This window comes from Bradyrhizobium sp. USDA 4538 (genome assembly GCF_024171045.1).
In the GTDB taxonomy this organism is placed as follows: domain Bacteria; phylum Pseudomonadota; class Alphaproteobacteria; order Rhizobiales; family Xanthobacteraceae; genus Bradyrhizobium; species Bradyrhizobium australafricanum.
In genome coordinates, this window is record NZ_JALJZE010000001.1 from 5918737 (window position 1) to 5943252 (window position 24516).

22 protein-coding genes are annotated in these 24516 nt (G+C 64.4%); 18 read left to right on the forward strand and 4 right to left on the reverse strand.

The genetic code is table 11. The features are described 5' to 3' along the window. Window positions 1-38: 38 nt before the first annotated feature. From J2R78_RS26775 to J2R78_RS26810, 8 genes are all read left to right on the forward strand, one after another. Entirely contained in the window at window positions 39-1310 is a 1272-nt protein-coding gene (locus tag J2R78_RS26775; RefSeq protein WP_253607458.1) for a sorbosone dehydrogenase family protein, read from the forward strand. A gap of 111 nt (window positions 1311-1421) precedes the next feature. Beyond that, window positions 1422-1988 carry a c-type cytochrome gene (locus J2R78_RS26780; protein ID WP_253607459.1) on the forward strand — a complete coding sequence of 189 codons (567 nt, stop codon included), beginning with the start codon at window positions 1422-1424 and terminating at the stop codon, window positions 1986-1988. Window positions 1989-2059: 71 nt separating this feature from the next. Beyond that, on the forward strand, window positions 2060-3451 hold the full coding sequence (locus J2R78_RS26785) for an amidase family protein (RefSeq protein ID WP_253607460.1): 1392 nt from the start codon (window positions 2060-2062) through the stop codon (window positions 3449-3451). A gap of 1 nt (window position 3452) precedes the next feature. Beyond that, window positions 3453-3929 (forward strand): glutathione peroxidase, encoded by a 477-nt coding sequence (locus J2R78_RS26790; protein WP_028332658.1) that lies wholly within the window; start codon window positions 3453-3455, stop codon window positions 3927-3929. Continuing rightward, window positions 3926-4186, forward strand: a complete 261-nt coding sequence (locus J2R78_RS26795) for a DUF3297 family protein (protein WP_028332657.1) — start codon at window positions 3926-3928, stop codon at window positions 4184-4186. Before J2R78_RS26790 ends, J2R78_RS26795 begins: the two co-directional genes overlap by 4 nt. Before the next feature lie 134 nt (window positions 4187-4320). Continuing rightward, window positions 4321-5490: a mandelate racemase/muconate lactonizing enzyme family protein gene (locus J2R78_RS26800; RefSeq protein ID WP_253607461.1), complete on the forward strand. Its 1170-nt coding sequence runs from the start codon at window positions 4321-4323 to the stop codon at window positions 5488-5490. A gap of 183 nt (window positions 5491-5673) precedes the next feature. Beyond that, window positions 5674-6735 carry a hypothetical protein gene (locus J2R78_RS26805; RefSeq protein WP_253607462.1) on the forward strand — a complete coding sequence of 354 codons (1062 nt, stop codon included), beginning with the start codon at window positions 5674-5676 and terminating at the stop codon, window positions 6733-6735. Between the two features lie 300 nt (window positions 6736-7035). Continuing rightward, a complete protein-coding gene (locus tag J2R78_RS26810; protein WP_253607463.1) occupies window positions 7036-9393 on the forward strand; it encodes a TonB-dependent siderophore receptor in 2358 nt (785 codons plus the stop codon). A 228-nt stretch (window positions 9394-9621) separates the two neighbouring features. Here the strand turns inward: J2R78_RS26810 and J2R78_RS26815 are convergent, their stop codons facing one another. Together J2R78_RS26815 and J2R78_RS26820 are read right to left on the reverse strand one after the other, a co-directional pair. Continuing rightward, complete coding sequence (locus J2R78_RS26815) at window positions 9622-10974, reverse strand: malonyl-CoA decarboxylase (protein ID WP_057014905.1); 1353 nt, start codon at window positions 10972-10974, stop codon at window positions 9622-9624. Window positions 10975-11132: 158 nt separating this feature from the next. After that, complete coding sequence (locus J2R78_RS26820) at window positions 11133-11945, reverse strand: helix-turn-helix domain-containing protein (RefSeq protein ID WP_253607464.1); 813 nt, start codon at window positions 11943-11945, stop codon at window positions 11133-11135. A gap of 74 nt (window positions 11946-12019) precedes the next feature. Between J2R78_RS26820 and J2R78_RS26825 the strand changes: the two genes are divergently transcribed. The 7 genes from J2R78_RS26825 to J2R78_RS26855 all read left to right on the forward strand — a co-directional run bounded on the left by J2R78_RS26825 (window position 12020) and on the right by J2R78_RS26855 (window position 20412). Continuing rightward, the gene (locus J2R78_RS26825; RefSeq protein WP_253607465.1) at window positions 12020-13210 is read left to right on the forward strand and encodes an MFS transporter; all 1191 of its coding nucleotides are present in this window, start codon (window positions 12020-12022) and stop codon (window positions 13208-13210) included. Window positions 13211-13413: 203 nt separating this feature from the next. Beyond that, the gene (locus J2R78_RS26830; RefSeq protein WP_253607468.1) at window positions 13414-14958 is read left to right on the forward strand and encodes an SUMF1/EgtB/PvdO family nonheme iron enzyme; all 1545 of its coding nucleotides are present in this window, start codon (window positions 13414-13416) and stop codon (window positions 14956-14958) included. Between the two features lie 37 nt (window positions 14959-14995). Beyond that, the gene (locus J2R78_RS26835; RefSeq protein WP_229192178.1) at window positions 14996-15421 is read left to right on the forward strand and encodes a DUF4399 domain-containing protein; all 426 of its coding nucleotides are present in this window, start codon (window positions 14996-14998) and stop codon (window positions 15419-15421) included. 157 nt (window positions 15422-15578) lie between these two features. After that, the gene (locus J2R78_RS26840) at window positions 15579-16325 is read left to right on the forward strand and encodes a transporter substrate-binding domain-containing protein (RefSeq protein ID WP_253607470.1); all 747 of its coding nucleotides are present in this window, start codon (window positions 15579-15581) and stop codon (window positions 16323-16325) included. A gap of 432 nt (window positions 16326-16757) precedes the next feature. Next, a complete protein-coding gene (locus J2R78_RS26845) occupies window positions 16758-17576 on the forward strand; it encodes a formate/nitrite transporter family protein (protein WP_137480433.1) in 819 nt (272 codons plus the stop codon). A gap of 60 nt (window positions 17577-17636) precedes the next feature. Next, window positions 17637-19373, forward strand: a complete 1737-nt coding sequence (locus J2R78_RS26850) for a bifunctional protein-serine/threonine kinase/phosphatase (protein ID WP_253609919.1) — start codon at window positions 17637-17639, stop codon at window positions 19371-19373. A gap of 202 nt (window positions 19374-19575) precedes the next feature. Then, window positions 19576-20412 (forward strand): IS5 family transposase, encoded by an 837-nt coding sequence (locus J2R78_RS26855; RefSeq protein WP_225164260.1) that lies wholly within the window; start codon window positions 19576-19578, stop codon window positions 20410-20412. 64 nt (window positions 20413-20476) lie between these two features. On the opposite strand, the gene J2R78_RS26860 is transcribed toward J2R78_RS26855, so the two are convergent. Together J2R78_RS26860 and J2R78_RS26865 are read right to left on the reverse strand one after the other, a co-directional pair. Beyond that, window positions 20477-21271, reverse strand: a complete 795-nt coding sequence (locus J2R78_RS26860) for an extracellular solute-binding protein (protein WP_253607472.1) — start codon at window positions 21269-21271, stop codon at window positions 20477-20479. Window positions 21272-21465: 194 nt separating this feature from the next. After that, window positions 21466-22689 carry a polyhydroxyalkanoate depolymerase gene (locus J2R78_RS26865; RefSeq protein ID WP_253607473.1) on the reverse strand — a complete coding sequence of 408 codons (1224 nt, stop codon included), beginning with the start codon at window positions 22687-22689 and terminating at the stop codon, window positions 21466-21468. A gap of 173 nt (window positions 22690-22862) precedes the next feature. Here J2R78_RS26865 and J2R78_RS26870 point away from each other — a divergent pair, with 173 nt between their 5' ends. From J2R78_RS26870 to J2R78_RS26880, 3 genes are all read left to right on the forward strand, one after another. Next, entirely contained in the window at window positions 22863-23519 is a 657-nt protein-coding gene (locus J2R78_RS26870; protein ID WP_028332643.1) for a glutathione S-transferase, read from the forward strand. A 321-nt stretch (window positions 23520-23840) separates the two neighbouring features. Further along, entirely contained in the window at window positions 23841-24275 is a 435-nt protein-coding gene (locus J2R78_RS26875) for a cupin domain-containing protein (protein WP_057014914.1), read from the forward strand. Between the two features lie 31 nt (window positions 24276-24306). Then, window positions 24307-24444, forward strand: a complete 138-nt coding sequence (locus tag J2R78_RS26880) for a hypothetical protein (RefSeq protein WP_016848367.1) — start codon at window positions 24307-24309, stop codon at window positions 24442-24444. Window positions 24445-24516: the final 72 nt, after the last annotated feature.

The window sequence follows — 24516 nt, forward strand, 5'->3', positions numbered from 1 at the left end:
GCGCAATCAACAACGGCTTCCACCCAGGGGAGATCTTCATGAAAAAACACTCGTTCGCACCGCGCAGCTTGCTGCTCGCGGGGGCCATGCTCGGGGCGTTCACGCTCTCTGCTGCGGCGCAACAGCCGGCCGCGCCGGCGGCAGGTGCCGCCCCTGCCGCCCAGCCGCTGCCGCCGGGCTCGCCCTTGATCGGGCGTCCGGACAACGAGGCCGCCGCCAAGCTCGCGCCGGTGGCGCCGCCGCCGCTGCCGTCCGCACCCGACAAGCTGCCGCTCGCCAAGCTCAAGGTGCCGGCCGGCTTCAATGTCGAGGTCTATGCGGCCGGCATGGCCAATGCGCGCTCGCTGGCGCTCGGCGAAAAGGGCACGGTGTTCGTCGGCAGCCGCCTCGTCGACAAGGTCTATGCGATCGTCAACAAGGACGGCAAGCGCTCGGTCAAGGTGATCGCCTCCGGCCTCTATCGTCCGAACGGCGTCGCCTTCAAGGACGGCACGCTCTACATCGCCGAGCTCTCGAAGGTCTCCAAGATCGACAAGATCGAGGACAATCTGGATAACCCGCCGAAGCCCACCGTCGTCTACGACAAGCTGCCGAAGGACGAGGCGCATGGCTGGAAGTTCATTGCCGTCGGTCCCGACAACAAGCTTTATGTTCCGGTCGGACAGCCCGGCAACAACGTGCTGCATGACGCCGACCACGGCCAGATCCGCCGCATGAATCTCGATGGCTCCGGCGCCGAGGTCTACGCGCTCGGCGTGCGCAACACGGTCGGCTTCGACTGGAATCCCGAGAACAAGCAGATGTACTTCACCGACAACGGCCGCGACTGGCTGTCGGAGACGGTGCCGGAAGACGAGCTCAACCGCATCACCAAGGCGGGCGAGGATTTCGGCGCGCCGTACTGCTACCAGGGCAACATCATCGACCAGGAGCTCGGCTGGGGCAAGACCTGCAAGGACTACACCGCGCCGGTTGGCCTGATGGGCCCGCATACCGCGTCGCTCGGCATGCGCTTCTACACCGGCAGCATGTTCCCGAAGACCTACAAGAACGTGATCTTCGTCGCGCGTCACGGCTCCTGGAACAAGTCGCAGAAGCAGGGTGGTGACGTGGTCGCCGTCAGGCTGAACAAGGACGGCACCGTGAAGTCGATGGAGCCGTTCCTGACCGGCTTCCTCGAAGACAACAAGTATGTCGGCCGCCCGGTCGACGTGATGCTGCTGAAGGACGGCTCGCTGCTGGTCTCCGACGACTGGAACGGCGCGGTCTATCGCGTCAGCTATGGCAAGCCGAAGGTCGCCAATCAGTAACAACCACCAACGTCATTCCGGGCTGGTGCGACAGCACCAGACCCGGAATCTCGAGATTCCGGGTTCGCCCTTCGGGCGCCCCGGAATGACACTGAAAGTCAGGAGCAGCCGATGCGTAAGTTCATGATCCCTGTGCTCCTGTTTGCATCCGCTCTTTCCGCAAATGCCGAGACCATCCAGGAGCGTGCCGCGGCGTGCTTTGCCTGCCATGGCGAGCATGGCACGTCCGAGACCGAGAACACGCCGTCGCTCGGCGGCCAGACGGCGCCCTATGCGCTGATCCAGCTCTTCATGTTCCGCGAGAAGCTGCGGGTGTTCGAGCCGATGAACGAGATGGCGAAGCCGCTGACCGACGACGATTTGCGCAGCTTCTCGGACTTCATCGCGACCTTGCCGAAGCCCACGCCGCCCGCTGATGCCGGCGATCCGGCGCGGATGGCGCGGGGCCAGGCGCTGGCGCAGCAGAACCGCTGCAACAGCTGCCACAACACCGATTTCTCCGGCAAGGAGAATGTCCCGCGCATCGCCAACCAGCGCGAGGACTACCTCGCCAAGACGCTGGCCGAATACAAGGACAACAGCCGCCATGGCTATGACGCCACCATGGCCGACGTGATGCAAACGGTCACCAAGGAGCAGATCGGCGACCTTGCCTATTACATCGCGCATGTCCGCTGAAACATCAGGCGGCGGACCGCTGGCCATGTTCTCCGCGCGGCGCTAAAACGCAGCGTCACACGGAGTTGCACATGCAGGATATTTGGCGTCTGTCGGCGGCCGAGCTCGCCAGCCTCATCAGATCGAAGAAGGTGTCGGCGAAGGAGGCAGCGGAGGCGGGGCTCGCCCGGCTCGACGCGGTCAACCCGAAGCTCAACGCGGTGGTCGATCACCGGCCGGACGACGTGCTGGCGCAGGCGGCCAAGATCGATGCGGCCATTGCGCGCGGCGAGGCGGTCGGGCCGCTCGCCGGCGTGCCGGTCACCATCAAGGTCAATGTCGACCAGGAGGGCTACGCCACCACCAATGGGCTGAAGGCACAGCGCGACGTCATCGCCAAGGTCGACAATCCGGTGGTCGCCAATCTGCGCAAGGCCGGCGCGGTGCTGCTCGGCCGCACCAATTGTCCGGCGGTCTCCTATCGCTGGTTCACCACCAACCTCATTCACGGCGACACCAAGAACCCGCGCGATCCCGGCATCACCCCGGGCGGCTCGTCCGGCGGCGCGGGTTCGGCGGTCGCGGCCGGCATCGGCCACATCGCGCACGGCACCGATATCGCCGGCTCGGTGCGCTATCCGGGTTATGCCTGCGGCGTGCACGGCCTGCGGCCAAGCATGGGCCGTATCCCGGCCTTCAATTCGGCTTTGCCGGAGCGGCCGATCGGCCCGCAGATCAGCGCGGTGTCGGGCCCGCTGGCGCGCACCATCAACGATCTGCGCATCTCGCTCGCGGCGATGTCGGCGCCGGACTATCGCGACCCCTGGTATGCGCCGGTGCCGCTCGAAGGCCCGCCGCGCGAGAAGCGCGTTGCGATGTGCCTCAATCCCGACGGTCTTAATCCGGTGCCGGAAGTGGTCGCCGCGGTGGCCGATGCCGGCAAGCGCTTGCAGAAGGCCGGCTGGATCGTCGAGGAAATTGCAAACACGCCGTCCTTGCGCGAGGCGGCCGAGATCCAGACCCGGCTCTGGCTCGGCGACGGCTATGAGGCCCAGCTGGCATTCGCCGAGCGCGAGGGCGATCCCGGCGCACTGGCCTGCCTGCGCGGCGTCCGCGCCCGGGTGCATCCGTTCGACCTGTCGCAGGCGCTGACCCGCCGCGCGACCCTGACGCGCGAATGGTTCGCCTTCTTCGAGAAATATCCGGTGCTGCTGATGCCGGTGTCCGGCGAGCTACCGTTCCCCGACCATCTCGACCGCAAGGACGAGGCGTCGTTCGCGCGGGTGTGGCACGCGCAGCTGCCGCAGATTGCGATCCCGTTCATGGGGCTTCCCGGGCTCGTGGTCTCCACCGGTCTCGTCGGACGGATCCCGGTCGGCGTGCAACTGGTGGCCGGACGCTACCGCGAGGATCTCTGCCTTGCCGCTGGTGAGGCGGTCGAGGCCGGCGGCACGCCGTCGTCGCCGATCGATCCGGTCAGCTGAGATGGCGACCGTTTACGATTTCACCGCCAAGTCGCTCGCCGGCGACGACGTGCCGCTGCAGCGGTTCGAGGGCCAGGTGCTGCTGATCGTGAACACGGCGAGCGCCTGCGGGTTCACGCCGCAATACAAGGGCCTGCAGGAGCTGCACGCCGGCCTGTCGCCGCGCGGCTTCGCCGTGCTCGGCTTCCCCTGCAACCAGTTCGGCGCGCAGGAGCCGGGCGATGCGAAGCAGATCGCCGCGTTCTGCGAGACCAACTACGCCGTCACGTTTCCGATGTTCGCCAAGATCGACGTCAATGGCTCAGGTGCGCATCCATTGTACGAACACCTGAAACGTGAGAAGTCGGGCCTGCTCGGGCCCGCGATCAAATGGAACTTCACCAAGTTCCTGGTCGATCGCGCCGGCAAGGTCGTGGCGCGGCATGCGCCGACCGCCCGGCCCGAAGGATTGAGGAAGGACATCGAGGCGCTGCTATGAGCGACGACAACGACACCAACGACCAATTCCCCGACCGCCTCTCGGTCGATCCGAACAGCCCGTACTACAATGCGGATATTCTCGCCCGCGATGTCGGCATCCGATTCAAGGGGGTCGAGAAGACCAATGTCGAGGAGTACTGCATCAGCGAAGGCTGGGTCCGCGTCACCGCCGGTAATGCCAAGGACCGTTACGGCAATCCGCTGACCATCAAGGTGCACGGGCCGGTCGAGCCGTATTTCCGGGATAAGAAGTAGCAACCGTCATTCCGGGATGGTCCGAAGGACCAGACCCGGAATCTCGAGATTCTCGGTGCGCAACTGCGCACCTGAGGGTTCGATGCTTCGCATCGCCCCGGAATGACGTGCCTAACAAACTGCGAAAGCTCCCCATGTCCGTCCGCATCGTCGACGTCCGCGAAATCACAAAGCCGATCTCCTCGCCGATCCGCAACGCCTATATCGACTTCACAAAGATGACCTCGAGCCTGGTGGCCGTGGTCACTGACGTGGTGCGCAACGGCAAGCGGGTGGTCGGCTACGGCTTCAATTCCAACGGCCGCTACGGGCAGGGCGGTCTGATCCGCGAGCGCTTCGCGCCGCGCCTCAAGGAAGCCGATCCGAAATCGCTGCTCGATGCCGATGGCGGCAATCTCGATCCGGACAAGGTCTGGTCGACGCTGATGTCGAACGAGAAGCCGGGCGGCCATGGCGAGCGCTCGGTCGCGGTCGGCACCATCGACATGGCCGTGTGGGACGCGGTGGCGAAGATCGCGGGCAAGCCGCTGTTCCGGCTGCTCGCCGAGCGCCACGGCCGCACCGCCAATCCGCGCGTCTTCGTCTACGCCGCCGGCGGCTACTATTATCCCGGCAAGGACCTCGGCGCATTGCGCAAGGAGATGCGCGGCTATCTCGACCGCGGCTACAACGTCGTGAAGATGAAGATCGGCGGTGCGCCGCTTGCCGAGGACCGCGAGCGCATCGAGGCGGTGCTGAAGGAGATCGGCAGCGCGGCGCAGCTTGCGGTCGACGCCAACGGCCGCTTCGATCTGGAGACCGCGATCGCCTACGCCAAGATGCTGCGCGAGTATCCGCTGTTCTGGTACGAGGAGGCCGGCGACCCGCTCGACTACGCGCTGCAGGCCGCGCTGGCCGAGTTCTATCCGGGGGCGATGGCGACCGGCGAGAACCTGTTCAGCCACCAGGATGCGCGGAACCTGATCCGCTACGGCGGCATGCGGCCGGACCGCGACTGGCTGCAATTCGATTGCGCGCTGTCCTACGGGCTCTGCGAGTATCAGCGCACGCTCGAGGTGCTGAAGACCCACGGCTGGTCGCCGAGCCGCTGCATCCCGCATGGCGGCCACCAGATGTCGCTGAACATCGCGGCCGGCCTCGGCCTCGGCGGCAACGAGAGCTACCCCGACCTGTTCCAGCCCTATGGCGGCTTCCCGGACGGCGTGCACGTCGAGGGTGGCCACATCGTGATGCCCGACCTTCCGGGCATCGGCTTCGAGGGCAAATCCGATCTCTACAAGGAGATGAAGGCGCTGGCGGACTAAGTCCGGCCCGCGAGTGCCGATCCGCCGGGCGCGGGGTGGGCCCGAGCTTGATCGCAAAATATTGTGAGCAATGCTCAAGAAATTATTGAACGTTGCTCATTTCTGGATATACTCATGAGAACAGGGCGTCTTTGTCCCGGATGATCGGGAGCAGGCGCAAAAACCGGCCGTGAGGATAGTCGCATGCCATATTCAGCAAAGGATCTCCGGGACGCCGCAAATGCTGGGGTGATCAGCCCGGCCGATCTGGAACGGTTGCTCGCTTTCCTGGCGAGCAGCGCCGGGCAAGGTCCGGCAGGCGATGCAAGTCCCGCCGCCAAATTCGATGCCGCGCATGTGCTCTGGTACGCCGGCGCGCTCATCGTGATCGGTGCCATGGGCCTGTTCTCGACCCTGGCCTTCACCCAGATGGGCGGCCGGGCGCTGACGGCCTGCGCGATCGCCTATGCGGTCGGGTTCAGCGTGGCGGGTCACCACCTCTGGCACGACAAGAATCTGCGGGTTCCCGGCGGCCTGCTGATCGCGATCGCGGTCTCGATGGCGCCGCTCGCGGTCTACGGCATCCAGGACGAGCTTGGCTGGTGGGGCAAGTTCGGCAAGCCGGGAACCGTGCAGGACTTCTACGTCTGGGTGAAGGGCAGCTGGATCTTCATGGAGATCGCGACCGTCGCCGCCGGCATTGTGGCGCTGCGCTACTACCGCTTCGCCTTCATCGTCGCGATCATCTCGGTCGCGCTGTGGTTCATGTCGATGGACCTGGCGCCGTGGTTGAGCGGCGTGGCTCACGCCGATTTCGAGATGCGCCGCAGGGTGTCGATCTGGTTCGGACTTGCCGTGCTCGCGGTCGCGTGGATCGTGGACTATCGCAGCCGCAACGGCGACTTTGCGTTCTGGCTGCATCTGTTCGGCCTGATGGCGTTCTGGGGCGGAATTAGCGCGTCCGAAGGCTCAACCGAATTGAGCAAGGCGGTGTACTGCCTGCTCAATGTCGGCCTGATCGTGATCGCCGTGATTTTGATGCGGCGCGCCTATGCGGTGTTCGGCGCGTTCGGCATCTGCCTCTATCTCGGCCATCTCGCCGACGTCGTCTTCAAGGACTCGCTGTGGTTTCCGTTCTCGCTGTCGCTGATCGGCATTGCCGTGATCGCCGCAGGCCTGCTCTACCATCGCAACGAGCGTGCGATCACCGGCTGGATCGATGCGCATCTGCCGGCGGGGTTGCGGCCGCGGTCCGCAACCGCATGACCGCGACGTCCTGATCGTTTTAGAACCGCTACAATCTGGAATCGCTACAAGAAGTGCGGCGCGCAAGCGCCGCTCTTCGTTTCCAGGCGCAAATCCGGAAGCCGACAGAAACCATTCGCATCCTTGACTTTTCCAACCCTGCGCTCGCCGCGAATTGTACCCACGTCCATTCGTCGCGATTTTATTCCGTCGTCACGCAAAAATTTTCTCGCGCCCGTCGTCTGGACGCACAGCGCCTCACCTCACTAGAGGACGGCGCATCGCCTTCAGCGAAGGCGAGAGTTGCTTGAGGACGACGTCATGACATCAAGATCACAAGCCCATCGTCGCACTGTCTCGCTTGCGCTGCTCACGGCGAGCTATCTCGCGCTGAGCGTTCCGCTCGCAACATCTGCCGCACAGGCGCAACCGGCGCCGTCGCAGGCCGGCGCCTCGTCGCTGCCGCCCGTGACAGTCACCGCGCCGGCCACGCAACGCCGCCGCAGCGCGCCGTCGACATCGCGTAACACCGCCGCAGCACGAGGCCGCCGCACCCAGACAGCACGGCGGATCGCGCCCGTGGCAAAACCCTTCGCAGAATCGCAGGACGCCCGCACCGGCACGTCAGGCTATTTCGCCAACAGCACGTCGGTTGCGACCAGGACCAACACCGCGATCGTCAACATCCCGCAATCGCTCAACGTGATCACGCGGGAGCAGATCCGCGACCAGAACTACCAGGGCCTCACCGACGTCACCCGCTATGTCCCCGGCGTTGCCGTGCACCAGGGCGAGGGCAATCGCGACGAGCTCGTGATCCGCGGCGTCGATTCCAGCGCCAACTTCTTCGTCAACGGCTTTCGTGACGACGTGCAGTATTTCCGCGACATGTACAACGCCCAGAGCATCGAGGTACTGAAGGGGCCGAGCGCACTAACCTTCGGCCGCGGCGCCGGCGGCGGCCTGCTCAACCGCACCCTCAAGGAGGCCGACGGCAACCGGGTCTACGAGGCGACGGCGCAGACCGGCTCGTGGGGCGATCGCCGCGTCAGCCTCGATGCCGGACAGGCGATCAACGACAACGTCGCAGCAAGGCTCAACGTGTTCTACGAGGGTGCCGACGCCTTCCGCGATTTCAATCATCTGGAGCGCTACGGCATCAATCCGACGGTGACGCTGAAGCCCGACGACAACACCAAAATCAAACTGAGCTACGAGTACTTTCACGACGAGCGCACCGCCGATCGCGGCAATCCCTCGCAGGGTCTGCCGGGCGGCGCGACCCGCTTCAACCCGACCACGCCGTTCGCGCCGAACGGCGACTTCTCGACCTTCTTCGGCAGCCCAAGCCTGAACACTGCGCAGGCGACGGTGCAGACCGGCATGGCCATCATCGAGCACGATTTCGAGAACGGGCTGACGGTGCGCAACGGCACCATCGCCGCCGACTACCAGAGATTCTATCAGAACGTCTATCCGACCGGCGGCCCGCTCGCCGGCGCGGTCAATCCCGCCGACACCGCGGTCAACCTCGGCGCCTATCAGCACACGACGAACCGCGACAATGTCTTCAACCAGACCGATTTCACCTACAAGACCTGGACCGGGCCGCTGTTCCACACGGTCGGCTTCGGCACCGAGTTCGGCCGGCAGACCGGCGTCGATATCCGTAACACCGGCGTGTTCCCGAACGGAACCAACACCATCGTGCAGAACCCGTTCGCGCCGACCTATTTCGGCCCGGTGACGTTTCTTCACCACTTCACCGGCACCAATAGCGACGGCGTCACCACGCCCGATTCGAACAGCCGCTACGCGCTGAACATCCAGTCCGGCTATCTCAGGGACACCATCGAGATTTCGCGCGCCGTGCAGATCATCGCCGGCGCGCGGTTCGATCGCTACGACATGTCGGCCACCGACATGAACACCAACATCAATCGCAATCGCGTCGACAATCTGGTGTCGCCGCAGGGCGCCCTGATCATCAAGCCGATCGATTCGATGTCGGTCTATACCGCCTACAGCGTCTCGTTCCTGCCGGCCTCGGGCGACCAGTTCAGCGCGCTGAACGACGGCACCCTGATCCTGCAGCCGCAGCGCTTCGAGAATGTCGAGCTCGGCATGAAGTGGAACATCAATCCGAAGCTGCTGTTCTCGACCGCGGTCTACAATCTGAACCGCACCAACCAGCCGATCGCCGACGGCAACAATCCCGGCTTCTTCTTTCCCTCCGGCAGCACGCTCACGCGAGGCGTCGAGGCGAGCCTGACCGGCTATGTCACCGAGCAGTGGCAGTCGTCGCTGGCCTATGCCTACACCGACGCGAAGATCACCGGCGCGACCTCGGCGACCGTCGTACCCGGCAACCGCGTCCAGCTGGTGCCGTACAATCAGTTTGCCTGGTGGAACAAGTATCAGTTCACGCCGATGTGGGCGGCCGCGCTCGGCGTGATCTATTTCGGCGATTCCTTCGCCTCGTCCGACGACACGGTGCGGCTGCCGGGCTTCGTGCGCTTCGATGCGGCGATCTATGCCAAGATCGACGAGACCTGGAGCGCCCAGCTCAACGTCGAGAACATTTTTGACAAGGGCTATTGGGCGTCGGCCGACGGCAACAACAATATCTCGCCGGGACAGGGGCGGACGGTGCGGCTGATGGCGCGGGCGAGGTTCTAGGCGGCGGCCATGATGAATGCTGGGACGTCATTGCTGTCGCCCCGTCATCCTGAGGAGCCGCAAAGCGGCGTCTCGAAGGATCGACGGCCACCGGCCGGGCCGTGCATCCTTCGAGGCTCGCTCCGCTCGCACCTCCAGCGACAATGGCGAAGCCATTGCGCGGGGATGACGGTGTTGGAATGCGAGCGCTCCCAGTCGTCGTTGCAATGACGTGGATAGAGCGGCGTCCTACCCCAACCGCATGTCCAGCAGCCGCCGGCCTTCGCCCTTCAACAGCTTCTTCACCGCGCTCGAGGCGATCACCTCGCCATTGTTGGCGTAGGCTTCGTGGTTCTTCTCGATGTCGTCGAGGCGGTAGAGGTAGTTGACCATGATGCCGGCGGATTCGCGCAGGCCCTTGGGTGAGAGGTCGCCGAGCCAGTTGATCCGCTCCAAGCGTGCGCCGTTGCCGAGATGGAAGCGCGCGACCGAATCGATCAGTCGTCCCTTCGGCGTGCGCGCCTTCAGGAAATAGTAGGCGGCAAGCGGCTCCAGCACGGCGCGCAGCTGGGTGGCGAGCTCGGCGTTCTCGAACCAGTCGGGCTTGCCGAGGCTTTCCAGCAGCTGGCGGTCCTCCTCTGTGAGCGGCACGTCGTCGGCCTGCTTGACCCACTGCATGAAGCCCGGCACCGGCGACAGCGTCACGAAGTTGTCGAGCTTCGGCAATTCGCGGCGCAGCTCCTCGACCACCTGCTTGATCAGGAAGCTGCCGAAGGAGATGCCGCCAAGGCCGCGCTGGGTATTGGAGATCGAATAGAACACCGCGGTGCGGGCGCGCTCGACCGGCACCGGCTCGCGCTCTTCCGCAAGCAGCGGCGCGATTGCGCCCGGGATGGCTTCCGTGAGCGCGACCTCGACGAAGATCAGCGGCTCGTCGGCCAGCGCCGGATGGAAGAAGGCGTAACAGCGGCGATCGATCGGATCGATGCGGCGGCGCAGATCGTCCCAATCGCGGATCTCGTGCACGGCCTCATAACGGATGATCTTCTCCAGAATATTGGCCGGCGACGACCAGTCTATCCTGCGCAGCACGAGGAATCCCCTGTTGAACCAGGACGAGAGCAGATGCACCACGTCGCGATCGAGCGCGGCAAGGTCCTTGTTGCCCTTCATCAATGAAAGCAGATCCGAGCGGATCGACACCAGCTCGCCAGTGCCGCCCGGCGCGCGATTGAGCCGGCGGATCAATTCCTGGCGGCGCGGCTCGGAGGCGAAATGCAGGTCGCTGGCGTCGTCGCCATTGGCTTTGGCGCGCCAGCTTTCGATCGCCTGCGCCAGCTTGGCGTGATCGGGGCCGAAATCGCGGGCCAGCGTCTGGAAGAACGACAGCCGTCCGGCGGCATCGAGGTGGTGGTAGCGGTCGAGTACTTCGCGCGCCATCGCGGTGCCGGAGGCTTCGCCGCGGCCGGACAGCAGTGCTTCGCACAATTCCAGCAGTTCGGACGCATCCTGCTTGTCGTTGGCCGGGCTGGCGCGGCCGAGCAGGACGCGGCCGCGTTCGGAAATCGTCGAGAGCAGATCGGAGAAGAAGGCATTGGCCATGAGCAGGTCGTATCCAGCAGGTCGTATCCAATGAAGCCGGACCTTACACGGGATTTAAGGTCGGGAGCACAGCAATCAAGCGCATGGATCGTACGGAAATATGTCGCAGCGCGACAGCGGTATAATTCGTCATCGCTGCGCCCGGTGACAAACCCGGTTCACGTTTTCTCGCACGTTTTCTCCGCGAACGCGGTCGGTGTCTTGCCGGTAACCTGGCGGAACGCGTGGGAAAATGCCGGTACGCTGGCATAGCCGAGGTCGGAGGCGACCTGCTTGACCGAAACATTCGCGGTGCTCGACAGGCGCTCGATGGCGGCCGCGATGCGGGCGCGCTGGCACCAGCTCTTGAACGAGAGCTGCGTTTCCGCCGAGAACAGCCGCGACAGCGTCCGCGCCGAGGTGCCGACGGTGCGCGCCAGCGCATCGATGTCGTGGTCCTGCGTCGGATCGGCCAGCACGAGGTCGGCGGCGCGGCGGCAGCGCGGCTCCTGCGGCAACGGGATGAAGGTCGCGGAGTCCTCGGCCTGGTGCAGCTCCAGCATCACGAGGCGGATCAACAGATCGGTGCGCTCGCGTCCGCATGAGGCGTCGAACAGCGCGAGGATCGCCTGGTGCACCAGCGGCGACACCCGCACCACGAATTCGTGGTCGAGGCTGTCACTGCGCTTTTCGCGCGCGAGCCAGGCCTGGTCGAAATACAGCGTGCGCATCTCGATGTCGGCAAGCACGTCGATCGCGTGCGGGAGCAGGGCAGGGACCCACACCGCGCGGTCCGGCGGCACCAGCCAGCGCCCCTTCGGCGTCGTCACCTGCATGGTGCCGCTGGCGGCATAGACCAGCTGTGCCTCGCGGTGCATGTGCGGGTCGAGCCGGACGCCCTTGCGGTAGCTGCGCGCCACCAGATGCACGCCGTCCCCGGTGACGCGCCGGTCCTGGTGGAGGGCTCTTATTGGCGGCTCAGCGATAGTCATTGGCGACATCCCGTCAGGACAAGCACCTATAACCTATTTTCGAGCAATTGAAGAATCGCGTGAGAGACGTGCCGATGAACAGTCCTAGCAACAGTCCAAGCCGGGTGATCACCTTCGTCAACGCCGCCCATTTCATCGATCACTACGCGATGCTGATCTTCGCCGCCGCCGTCATTATCATGGGCCCGGCGCTCGGCATGGCCTATTCGGAACTGCTGCCCTATGCGACCCCGGGCTTCATCGCCTTCGGCGCCGGCTCGCTGATCACCGGCTGGCTCGGCGACCGCTGGAGCCGCCGCCACATGATGGTGATCTTCTTTGTCGGCATCGGCTTGTCGATGATCTCGGTCGGCTTCGTGCAGACGCCGCTGCAGCTCGGCGCCGCGCTGCTGGCGATCGGCGTCTTCGCCTCGATCTACCATCCGGTCGGCACCGCGATGATCGTGTCCTATGCCGAGAAGCTCGGCGCCCAGATGGGGATCAACGGCGTCTGGGGCAATCTCGGCGTCGCCTCGTCGGCGCTGGTGACCGGCGTGATCGGCCAGTATCTCGGCTGGCGCTGGGCCTTCATCGTGCCCGGCACGGTCACCGTGCTGATCGGCATCGCCTTTGCGATGACGGTGGTGCATGAGGACCGCAAGGGCTCCAGGCAGGCGGCAGCGCAGGTGCGGGTCGCCAAGGAGGACATGTGGCGCGTGGTGCTGTCGCTGCTGATCGTGGTGATCGCGATCTCCACCACCTTCAACGCGGTGACGGTGGCGCTGCCGAAGCTGTTCGCCGAACGGCTCGCCGACCTGACCAAGAGCCCGGCGCTGCTCGGCGTGATCGCGGCCGGGGTCTATGTGTTCGGCGCGATGACGCAGTACACCATCGGCAAGCTGCTCGACAGATATTCGCTGAAGACGGTGGCGCTGCCGCTGTCGTTCCTGCTGGCGCCGTTCCTTTATCTGGCGGCGAGCCTAAACAACCTGCCGCTGATCGTGGTCTCGATCGGCATCGTGATGGGCGCGTTCGGGCAGGTCACGGTGAACGATGCCATGGTCGGCAAGTACACCACCGAGGAATGGCGCTCGCGCGCCTATGCGGTGCGCTATTTCGTCGGCTTCACCGCGGCCGGCGCGTCCGTCGGCCTGGTGGCATGGCTGTACGACCAGGGTGGCTTCTCGATGATGCTGCGCGCGTTCGCGGCGCTCTGCCTGCTGGCGATCGCCGCCGCGATCATCCTGCCGCGCGAGATCCGCACCCCGGCCGCGCAGGCGGGCTGACGCAGGCGTTTTGCCGCCCGTTTGCCGTTGCGACGAGGCGTGCCCGCCCGACCGGCGGGCCTCGGCCGACGGCGGACAACCGTGACATGGTCACGCTTCGCGAACTTTGTCCCGACCCGCAGGTGTGGTAGGTTGAAACGGGCCTCGGGGACGAAGGCGCCGGTTGCGCCTTGAACACGTCTTTGCGGAGCAGCCGGAGCGCTATGGGAGAAATTCGCGACTTCAAGTCAGGCCGGTCACAGCCCGACAATACCCAGCCTCCCGGCGATTCAATGCCGCGGCGCCTCGCGGCGATCGTAGCGGGCGATATCGCCGGCTACAGCCGGTTGATGCAGCTCGATGAGGAAGGCACGCATACGCGCGTCAAGCGGACCCTGCGCGATCTGATCGAGCCCACCATTGCCGAGCACCACGGCAAGCTGGTCAAGACCACCGGCGACGGCTTTATCGCGATGTTCGACAGTCCGGTCGAGGCCGTCCGCTGCAGCATCGTGATCCAGCAGAACATGATCGGCCGCAACGCGGCGATCGCGAGAGATCACTGGATCGAGTACCGGATCGGCGTCAACCTCGGCGACGTCATCATCGAGCCCGACGATATCTATGGCGACGGCGTCAACGTGGCCTCGCGCCTGGAAGGGATCGCGGCGCCGGGTGACGTCTTTATTTCCGGCGGCATCTACGAGCAGATCAAGCACAAGATGGTCTGCGGATACGAATCGCTCGGCGACCGCAAGGTCAAGAACATCACCGATCCGGTCCGGGTTTATCGTGTGCTGCCGGACGCCGCTGCGTACCAAAGGACGCGCAGGCGCCGCGAGTCCGTCCTGCTCACGCTGCTCGGACTGGCGGTCGCGATCATCGCCGGAGGCGTGCTGTGGTATCTGCTGGCGCAACCGCGCGGCAAGCCGGCCGATGTGGCACAGGCGCCTCCGGCACCGACGGCATCGCCTGCCGTTCAGCCGCCGGCACCAAGCCCGGCTCCGACCCAAACCGCAAGTCCGACCCCGGCGGCGCCGACGCAGCAAGCGTCGCCTCAACCCGCGCCCTCCGCGAGCCCCACCCCAGACCTGCCGGAACCCGAACTGGTCTCGCTTCAAGCCGGCAGCTTCTCGATGGGAAGCAATGACGATCCGTCGGAGCGGCCGATCCGCCGGGTGACGGTCAAGCCCTTTGCCATGGGCAAGTATCCGGTCACGGTCCGCGAATGGAACGCCTGCGCGGCGGCCAAGGCCTGTGGCTTCACGGCCAGTGGCAAGGACGACGTTCCGGTCACCAATGTGAGCTGGAGCGATGCGAAGCAATATGTGACGTGGCTCGCCGAGCGCACCAAGAAGGCCTACCGGCTTCCGAGCGAGGCCGAGTGGGAATATGCGGCGCGCGGCGGAACGCAATCGAAGTACTGGTGGGGCGACCAGGTGCAATCGGGCCACGCCGGATGCAAGGATTGCGGCGGCGACAGTTCGGCCGAGCAGCCGGTCAAGGTCGGCAGCTACAAGCCGAATCCGTTCGGCCTCTACGACATGGGCGGCGGGGTCGATCAATGGGTCGAGGATTGCTGGCACAGGAATTACCAGGGCGCGCCGACCGACGGTGCGGTCTGGTCCGGCGGCGACTGCGCCTCCCATGTCATCCGCTCCGGCTCGTGGAAGAATGACGCACGCTATGTGCGTCCGGCCAATCGCGATAATTACGACACCAATGTCCGTTATCCGACCCACGGTTTCCGGGTCGCGCTGTCTCCCTGAGCGATCATCCCTGATCGCCAGGCTTCATGGAGGGGCTATGAAAAGTGCAGGCTTGATCATGCTCGCCGCGGCACTGACGCTGTTCGCGGTTCCGGCCGACGCGCAGAACAAGCCGGCCGGCAAGGACACCAAGCTGTATTTCATCTGGCCGCGCGACGGCGCCAAGCTCAAAAGCCCGTTCTGGTGCCGCTTTGGGCTGCGCAACATGGGCGTCACCCATGCCGGCGACGACTACCCGAACAGCGGCCATCACCACCTTCTGATCGACGTGAATGAGCCGTTGAATGCGAATGAGCCGATTCCGTCGGACAAGTCTCATCTGCACTTCGGTGCGGGCCAGACCGAGACGCAGCTCGATCTGGCTCCCGGCAAGCACACCCTGCAGTTGGTGCTGGGCGACGCCAAGCACTATCCATTCAGCCCGCCGGTCGTCTCCGAAAAAATCACCATCCGCGTGAGATAGGCCGATACGGATAGCTCCCTTGCGAGAACCGGCGCTTGCACAAGGCCGCGCCGTGCGGTTTGTTGCGCGCCTGCCGGACAGCAAGATTCGGTGTGGAGGACGTCCGATGTCGTCTCGACTGCTGCGTCTGGCTGGCTTCGTTCTGGGAGTGATTGTCATGGCCACATCAGCGGATGCCGACGCCTTGAAGGATCAGATCGCGCCGACCGGAAAGCTCCGGGTCGCGATCGCGATCAGCCCGGCCGGCGGCGCGTTCTGGTCGACCAAGACCGAGAACGGCTATGCGGGCGTTCCCGTCGACCTCGGCCGCGAGATGGCGGCGCAACTCGGCATCCCCGTCGAATATGTCGTGCACCAGAATTCCGGCCAGATCACCGACGCGGCGGCTAAGAACACCTGGGACATCACCTTCCTGCCCAAGGATCCCGAGCGCGAGACCAAGATGACGTTCGGGCCGATCTATGAGGTTGCCGACGCCACCTATATCGTCAAACCCGGCTCGACGATCACGAATTTCGCCACGCTCGACCAGGACGGCGTCAAGGTCGCCGCCGTCAATGCCACCACCACGATGCGCGGCGCGATCGCCCATCTCAAGCACGCCAAGGTCACGGGCTATCAGACCTATGACGAGATCTTCAATCTGCTGAAGAGCGGCGAGATCGACGCCTTCGCATTGTCGCGCGATCAGCTCAATGCGATGGCGAAGAAGATCCCGGGCACGCGCGTGCTGGACGAGACCTTCAAGCAGACCGTCACCGCGGTCGCGGTGCCGCTCAACCATCCGCTCGCCGCGGCCTTCGCCACCAGGTTCATGACGGAGGCGATCGCCAACGGCACGCTCCGCAAGGCCTACGACAACAACGGGCTGAAGGGCGTGCCGGTCCGCACCGAGGTGAAGTGAAGTAGCGGTGCGTATCGACCCTTTCCCCGTCACCCCAGCGACAAAGGCGAAGCCTTTGCGCGGGGATGACGGTGATGGAGGGGCGCGCATCCTCTGGGCGACATCTGGGCATGCTGCATAATTCCGCGCCATCGCGCCATGCGGTTCCTGCGCCACCAGCCTAACTCATTGTATTAACAGGGATTTAAAGCCAAGCGCCAGCGTCGCCGCTTGGCACATCCATTGCTTTTGATTGCACCAGTCAATGACGACTGCCGTTCTCCGGATTGCCGAGGCCAGTGCTGGCCGAGGCGAGGGGATCAAGGTGCCCGGCCCGGGCGTCTCGAGCAATCGTTGCAGCCCCATCTCCCCGGACGGACGAGCATTTCAACCAACCCGCGTCGCTTCCGGCAGGCAACCGGCGCGGCCGAATTGCGCAAGGGGATTTTACGAATGGCCTATCTCGCTCCGTCCGAATTCGTCACCAAGATGGTGGATGCCGGCGAATCCAAGATCTTCATGTCGACCCGCGACACCGTGATCCGCGCCTATATGGCCGGCGCGATCCTCGCGCTGGCAGCCTGGTTCGCCGTGACGATCAACGTCAATACGGGTCAGCCGCTTGTCGGAGCATTGTTGTTTCCGGTCGGTTTCGTCATGCTCTATCTGCTGGGTTTCGATCTATTGACCGGCGTGTTCGTGCTCTCGCCGCTGGCGCTGCTCGACAAGCGGCCCGGCGTTACGCTCGGCGGCGTGCTGCGCAACTGGGCTCTCGTGTTCATCGGCAATTTCGGAGGCGCGCTCACGGTGGCGTTCATGATGGCCTTTGTCACGACATTCGGCTTCACGCAGGAGCCCGACAAGGTCGGCATGACCATCGGCAACATCGGCGAGGGCCGGACGCTGGGCTACGCGGCGCATGGCGCGGCGGGTATGGCCACGCTGTTCATTCGCGGCATGCTCTGCAACTGGATGGTCTCGACCGGCGTCGTCGGCGCGATGATTTCCACGACGGTGCCCGGCAAGGTGATCGCGATGTGGATGCCGATCCTGGTGTTCTTCTACATGGTATTCGAGCATTCGGTGGTGAACATGTTCCTGTTCCCGTCGGGACTGATGCTGCATGCGAAGTTCTCGATCATGGACTACCTGATCTGGAATGAGATCCCGACCGTGCTCGGCAACCTCGCCGGCGGCCTCGCCTTCACCGGGCTCACGCTCTACACCACGCATGTGAAGACGGCGCCGAAGCGCCAGCGCCTCGCGGCTTGATCCTCGACGACTTATGGGGCTCTCCTGTCGCGGAGGGCCCCATTGGCTTTGGGACGGTCGATGCCGCGCGCGCTGACAATATCGGTCGGGCAATTCTCTGATCAGGGCCGCAAGGACGCCAATCAGGACTTCCACGGCGCCTTGATCCCCGACGAGCCGCTGCTCGGCCTGAAGGGCATCGCCGTGGTGCTTGCCGACGGCATCTCCTCGAGCAGCGTCGGCCGCATCGCTGCCGAATCCGCGGTCAAGAGCTTCCTGACCGACTACTACTGCACCTCGGAATCCTGGTCGGTGAAGTCCTCGGCGCAGCGGGTGCTGGAGGCGACCAATTCCTGGCTGCACGCGCAGACCAGGCGGAGCCAGAATCCCTACGACAAGGACAAGGGTTACGTCTGCACGCTGAGCGCCCTGGTCATCCGGTCGACCACGGCGCATCTGTTCCACGTCGGCGACTCCAGGATCTACCGCGTCGCCGGCAACAGCCTCGAGCAACTGACTAACGACCACCGCGTCGTGATCTCCTCGCAGCAGAGCTATCTCGGCCGCGCGCTCGGCGTGAACCCGCAGCTCGAGATCGACTACCAGGCTCTCCCGCTGGAGCGCGGCGACATCTTCCTCTTGGTAACCGACGGGATCTACGAGCATGTCCCGGCGCGGCAGCTGGCGAAGACGATCAAGGACGGCGCCGCCGATCTCGATGTTGCCGCGAAATCGATCGTCGAGCAGGCCTATGAGAACGGCAGCCCGGACAATCTCACCGTGCAGATCGTCCGGATCGACGAATTGCCCGACGGCGATGCCGGCGAGGTATTCGGCCAGCCGACCGAGCTGCCGCTGCCGCCGCTGCTCGACGCACGAATGCTGTTCGACGGTTATCGCATCGTGCGCGAGCTGCACGCATCGCACCGCAGCCACATCTATCTCGCGGTCGACGAGGACAGCGCCACCACGGTCACGATCAAAATCCCTTCGATCGACCTGCGCGACGATCCGGCCTATCTGAAGCGTTTCATGATGGAAGAATGGGTCGCCCGGCGGATCGACAGCCCGCATGTGCTGAAGCCGTTTCTGCCGCAGCGCAAGCGCAATTTCCTCTACGTCACGATGGAATATATCGACGGTCAGACCCTGACGCAGTGGATCACGGACAATCCAACTCCTGCGCTGGAGACGGTGCGCGGCATCACCGAGCAAATTGCAAAAGGGCTGCGCGCCTTCCACCGCAAGGAGATGCTGCATCAGGACGTCAGGCCCGACAACATCATGATCGACAGGACCGGCACGGTGAAGATCATCGATTTCGGCTCGACGCGGATTGCGGGTGTCGCAGACGCGGTGCCGGCGGGCGTCGAGGATATCCTGGGCACCCAGCAATACACCGCGCCGGAATATTTCCTCGGCGAGGGCGGCACCGCGCGCTCCGATCTGTTCTCGCTCGGCGTCGTCACCTACCAGATGCTGACGGGACGCTTGCCCTATGGTGCGCAGATCGCGCGGGCCCGGACGCGATCCGACTTCAACCGGCTGGTCTATCGTCCGGCCGCGCATGGCGGGCGCGACGTCCCGACCTGGGTCGACGGCGCGCTGGAGCGCGCCGTGCATGCCAATCCGCTCAAGCGCTACGAGAGCTTTTCGGAATTCTTGTTCGACCTGCGCAATCCCAACGCAAAATATCTGACGACGTCATCGACCCCGCTGATCGAGCGCAACCCGGTGCTGTTCTGGAAGTCGACCACCCTGCTGCTGGCGCTGGTCGTGGTGCTGCTGCTCGCCTACGGCGCGCATCACTTGCGGTAGTGTATCTAGTCGCCATCTAGTCCCGTCACCCTGAGGAGCGCGCACTTGCGCGCGTCTCGAAGGGTCGACGGCCACCAGCCGGGCCGTGCATCCTTCGAGACGCCCGCAAGTGCGGGCTCCTCAGAGCCTGACTGAAAAATGGGTGAGTGATCTCAGTGGGGTGTGATTCCATCGGATTTGCAAAGATTCGAGGGAGAGCACGATGCCCTGGACCAAGATCACTCGGGAGCAATATCGGCGGGACGATCTGCGTTATGCAAGCGATATGACCGATGCGGAGTGGGCGCTGATCAGACGCCTGTTGCCGCGAGCGAACCGGCGCGGCCGGCCGCGTAAGACGGAGCTGCGTCGTGTGATCGAAGCGATCCTCTATATCGTTTCGACCGGCTGCCAGTGGCGGGCGTTGCCGCAGGAGTTCCCGCCCTATTCGACGGTGCAGGGCTATTTTTATAGATGGCGGGATACAGGCCGGTGGCAGAGGATTGTCAGCGTGCTTGTCCGACGGGCGCGAAAAAAGCTTGGACGGACACCGAAGCCGACGGCAGCCGTGATCGACAGTCAAAGTGCGCCGACCACGCAAGCTGGCGGACCGCGCGGCTACGATGCAGGCAAGCGCATCTACGGCCGCAAGCGGCATATCGTGACGGATACCAATGGCCTCCTCCTCGGGGTTCATGTTCATCCCGCCAACGTTCAGGACTGCCATGGCGCCGTACCGCTGCTGAAGAACGTGCGGATGAACTTCCCCCGGCTGCGCCACGTCTTTGCCGACCGGATCTACCGCGGAAATCAACTCCTCGACGCGCTCTCAGACTGCGGTCCATGGACTGTCGAGATCGTCGAGCGGCCTCAAGGCGTCAAAGGCTTCCAGCTTCTGCCGAGGCGGTGGGTGGTTGAACGCACATTCGCTTGGTTCGGCAGATGCCGCCGCCTCGCCAAGGACTTCGAGGCGACGGTGGCAACCGAAGCTGCCTGGCTGCTGATTGCACACATCAGGCTCCTGACCCGCAGACTCGCGGCTGCAGCTAAGGTTGGGTGATTTATGAGTCAGACTCTCAGGATGACGGGGAGGGAAGAGGATGACGGGGAGAGAGAGGCCGACTTCAATGCGTCCCACCCGCCGCAATCGGATCGAGGCCGCTCTTCACCAGCGCGTCGTGCGCATCCGGCGAGGCGAGGAAGCTGATCAGCGCCTTGCCGGCCTCACGCTCCTTTGCAGCCGTCGCGATCCCGGCGGAAAACACCGTGATCTTCTGCAACGGCTCCGGCAATGGGCCGACGATGTCGATGCCGGCGACCGGCTTCAGCTCGGAGATCTGCTGCAGGCCGATCTCGGCCTCGCCCTTGGCGACGATCTCGCCGACCGGGGTCGCCGGGATCATCCGCGCCTTGTCCTTCATCTGATCGGCGATGCCGAGCTTTGCGAACATCTCGGTCGAGACATAGACGCCGCTGGCGCTGTCGGAATAGGCGACAGACTTCGCCGCCAGCAGCGCCTGCTTGACGGTGTCGGCCGAGCCGATGTCCGGTTTTGGCGCGCCGGCCTTCATCGCGATGCCGATCGGCGACTTCACGAGGTCGACGCGGCTGTCGGCCAGCACTTTGCCCTGCTTGATGAGATCGCCGAGCGCATAGCCGACCATGATCAGCACGTCGGCCGGCTCGCCGCGCTCCAGCCGCACCGGAATGGCGTTCGTCGTGGTACCCATCGACGGCCCGAAGGCGGTCACCACCTTGTGCCCGGTCTTGCGTTCGAACTCCGGCACCAGCGCCTTGTAGGCCGCCGTCAGTCCGCCCGAGATCATGACATGGACTTCGGCGGCGGATACGGCTGAGGTGAAGGCGAGGGCGCCGATCAGGGCGAGCGTGAGGGCACGGAAGGCAGTGGGCGCGCGCATGGAGTTTCTCCCTGGACGATTCTTGGGAAGCGGGTCGTCGTGGCCGGGAGACTATAGCGCGAGTCGATGCGTGGCTAGCCGCCACCCGTCATTGCGAGGAGCGTAGCGACGAAGCAATCCACCTTTCCGCCCATGTGGAACGATGGATTGCTTCGCTTCGCTCGCAATGACGGGGAAAGATCGTTGCCGATCCGTCACGAATTCACATGCACGAAATCGCGCAGCAGCGGGTAGATCTCGTTGTTCCAGCGCTTGCCGGAAAACACGCCGTAATGGCCGACGCCGGCCTGCATGTGATGCACCTTGCGATAGGTGCGGACTCCGGTGCAGAGGTCTTGCGCGGCGAGCGTCTGGCCGATCGAGCAGATGTCGTCCTTCTCGCCTTCCACCGTCATCAACCCCATGCGCCGGATCGCCGCCGGATTCACCGGGCGGCCGCGATGCATCAGCATGCCCTGCGGCAACAGATGCTCCTGGAACACGTCGCGCACCGTCTCGATGTAAAACTCCGCCGGCAGATCCATGACCGCGAAATACTCGTCGTAGAAGGTCTTGATCACCTCGGCCTTGGCGGTCTCGCCCTTGGCGAGATGGTGGGCCAGATCGATATGCTGCTTGATGTGCCGTTCCAGGTTCATCGACACGAACGCCGTGAGCTGCACGAAGCCGGGATAGACCTGGCGCAACGCGCCCTTGCACTGCATCGGCACGTAGTTGATCAGATTGTCCTCGAACCATTTGATCGGCTTGCTCTTGGCGAATTCGTTCACCTTGGTCGGCTGGATCCGCGTGTCGATCGGCCCGGCCATCAGGGTCAGCGATGCGGGCCGCGCCGGATGATCGTCTTCCGACATGATCGCGGCGGCCGCCAGCGCCGACACCGAGGGCTGGCAGATCGCCACCATATGCGCGCGCGGGCCGAGCTGGCCGAGGAAGTCGATCAGATGGTCGGTGTAGTCCTCGAGCCCGAAGCGGCCCTTGCTGCGCGGGATGTCGCGCGGATTGTGCCAGTCGGTGATGTAGACGTCGTGGTCCTGCAGCAGCGTCTTCACGGTGCCGCGCAGCAGCGTGGCGAAATGCCCGGACATCGGCGCCACCAAGAGCAGCCGCGGTTGCTCCGGTCCGTCCACCTTCCTGAAATGCAGCAGCGAGCCGAACGGCGTGGCATAGGCGACCTCCTCGGTCACCTCTAACTCCCTGTTGCCGACCGTCACGCTGCCGATGCCATAAGGGGGCCGCGCGTAGGTCAGGCTGGAGCGCGAGATCAGCTCGAGCGCGGCCGCGAGCCGGCCATACATCCGGTCAGCGGCGCCCTGCGGCACCAGATTGAGGTATTTCAGCGCCGCTGCAGCCCCGGTCCGCCATGGCGCCGTGAGGTCCATGTGGTTCTGATAGGCTTGGTACATCATTGACATCATATGCATCCACCCGTGGCCTGGCTTGCCATGCAATATCGACGCCAGAGGCGGGCCGGCCGCCCGGCAAATTGGCACGTGGCTTGCTGCAAAAGCTGATGGCTCCGGGTGCGCGGCGGCTGAACCGGCGCGCGATATCCGGGAGCTGAGGACGCGTTCAGGCGTGAGGGACCGATATGGCGAAAGCGACACTCACCATCAGCAGCAAGAATTACTCCTCCTGGTCGCTGCGCGGCTGGCTGCTGGCGAAATTCGCCGGGCTGGAGTTCGAGGAGGTGGTCACCGCGCCCGACGACCCGTCGGCCCGCGCCGAGCTGCTGCTGCTGTCGTCCTCGATCCTGGTGCCCTGCCTGCGCCACGACGGTGCGACGGTGTGGGATACGCTGGCGATCGGCGAGTATCTCAACGAGATCATGCCGCATGCCGGGCTGTTGCCGGAAGACCGGATTCAGCGCGCGCATTGCCGCTCGATCTCGGGCGAAATCCATTCCGGCTTCACCACGCTACGCTCTTCGCTGCCGGTCAATCTCAAGGGCCATTTCCCCGGCTTCAAGATCTGGTCGCGGGCGCAGGCCGACATCGATCGCGTCTGCACCATCTGGCGCGATTGCCTCGGCGCATCGGGCGGGCCGTTCCTGTTCGGCGAGCGCCGCACCATGGCGGACGCGATGTATGCGCCGGTCGTGACCCGCTTCATGACCTATGACGTCAAGCTCGAGCCCGCGCTTGCGGTGTATGCCAGCACCATCATGACGATGCCCGAGATGCAGGAATGGATCGAGGCCGCGAAGGCGGAGCCGGCCGACGTCGAGGAGCTCGAGGTCGAATATTAGGCAGCGCCCGGCCCGGCCTGCCTGCATCGGCGGCTCAAGCACGAGGCAAGCCTTGCTCAATGGACGTGCCGTCGGCGTCAGGCATTGGCGCCAGGCGACGAGTGTGCACGACAGCCACTGAGACGCAAATTCGCGCCTCCCTCCAAATGCTTCCGCGGCGATATCAGCGCATGGCGAGACGGTTCGCCGCAGCCCAACCCGGCTGGCAAGGATTTCGCATGGCAATGACCGAGCTGTGACCGCGACGATGCGACGCTGCCGAAAATTTGGACGCCGAGCCGCGCCGCGATCTCGCGAACACGAGAACCGTGGAGGCTTGAAATGAACCAGCACGCCGTCGTCAGCAAATTCTCCCACGTCAAACCCGGTGACACCGAGTTCAAGGGCGGAGGTCTGCGCGACTTCTTCCTGTATCGCGATCTCGGCATCGCCGATGCCACCAGCGGGCAGGTGATCTGCCACCTGGTCAAGGCCAATCCCGACATGCCGCCGGAGCAGGGCACCGGCTGGCACAAGCATCTGTGCGATTTTCAGATCGTCATCATGACCAAGGGCTGGGCGCGCTTCATGTACGAGGACAAGGAGACGCTGGTCGAGGCCGGCGACGTCATCCATCAGCGTCCCGGCATCACCCACTACCTGTTCGATTACTCGAAGGACATGGAATACCTCGAGATCGTCAGCCCGGCCGATTTCAAGACCGTGGACGTGCCGCCGGCGACCGAAGCGGTGCCGCCGATCACGCCGTGGAAATGATCGCCAGGCAGGACAGAGAGGGGTGATCACAATGTCGTCTGCGGAGGAGTTAACCTTTGTTATCGGCCGCTGGCTGCGGCCGATCGTCATGCTTCTGTATGTGGTGCGCAGCCTGGGGCTGATGACCACATCTAGCCGTGAACAACGCAGTACGCTGCTCGATCAGTGATTCGGACGCGGTTCGTTCCACCCGCGTTCCAAATCTTAAGGCACGGTGTGCGCGCGTCGCGTTTTGAAACAG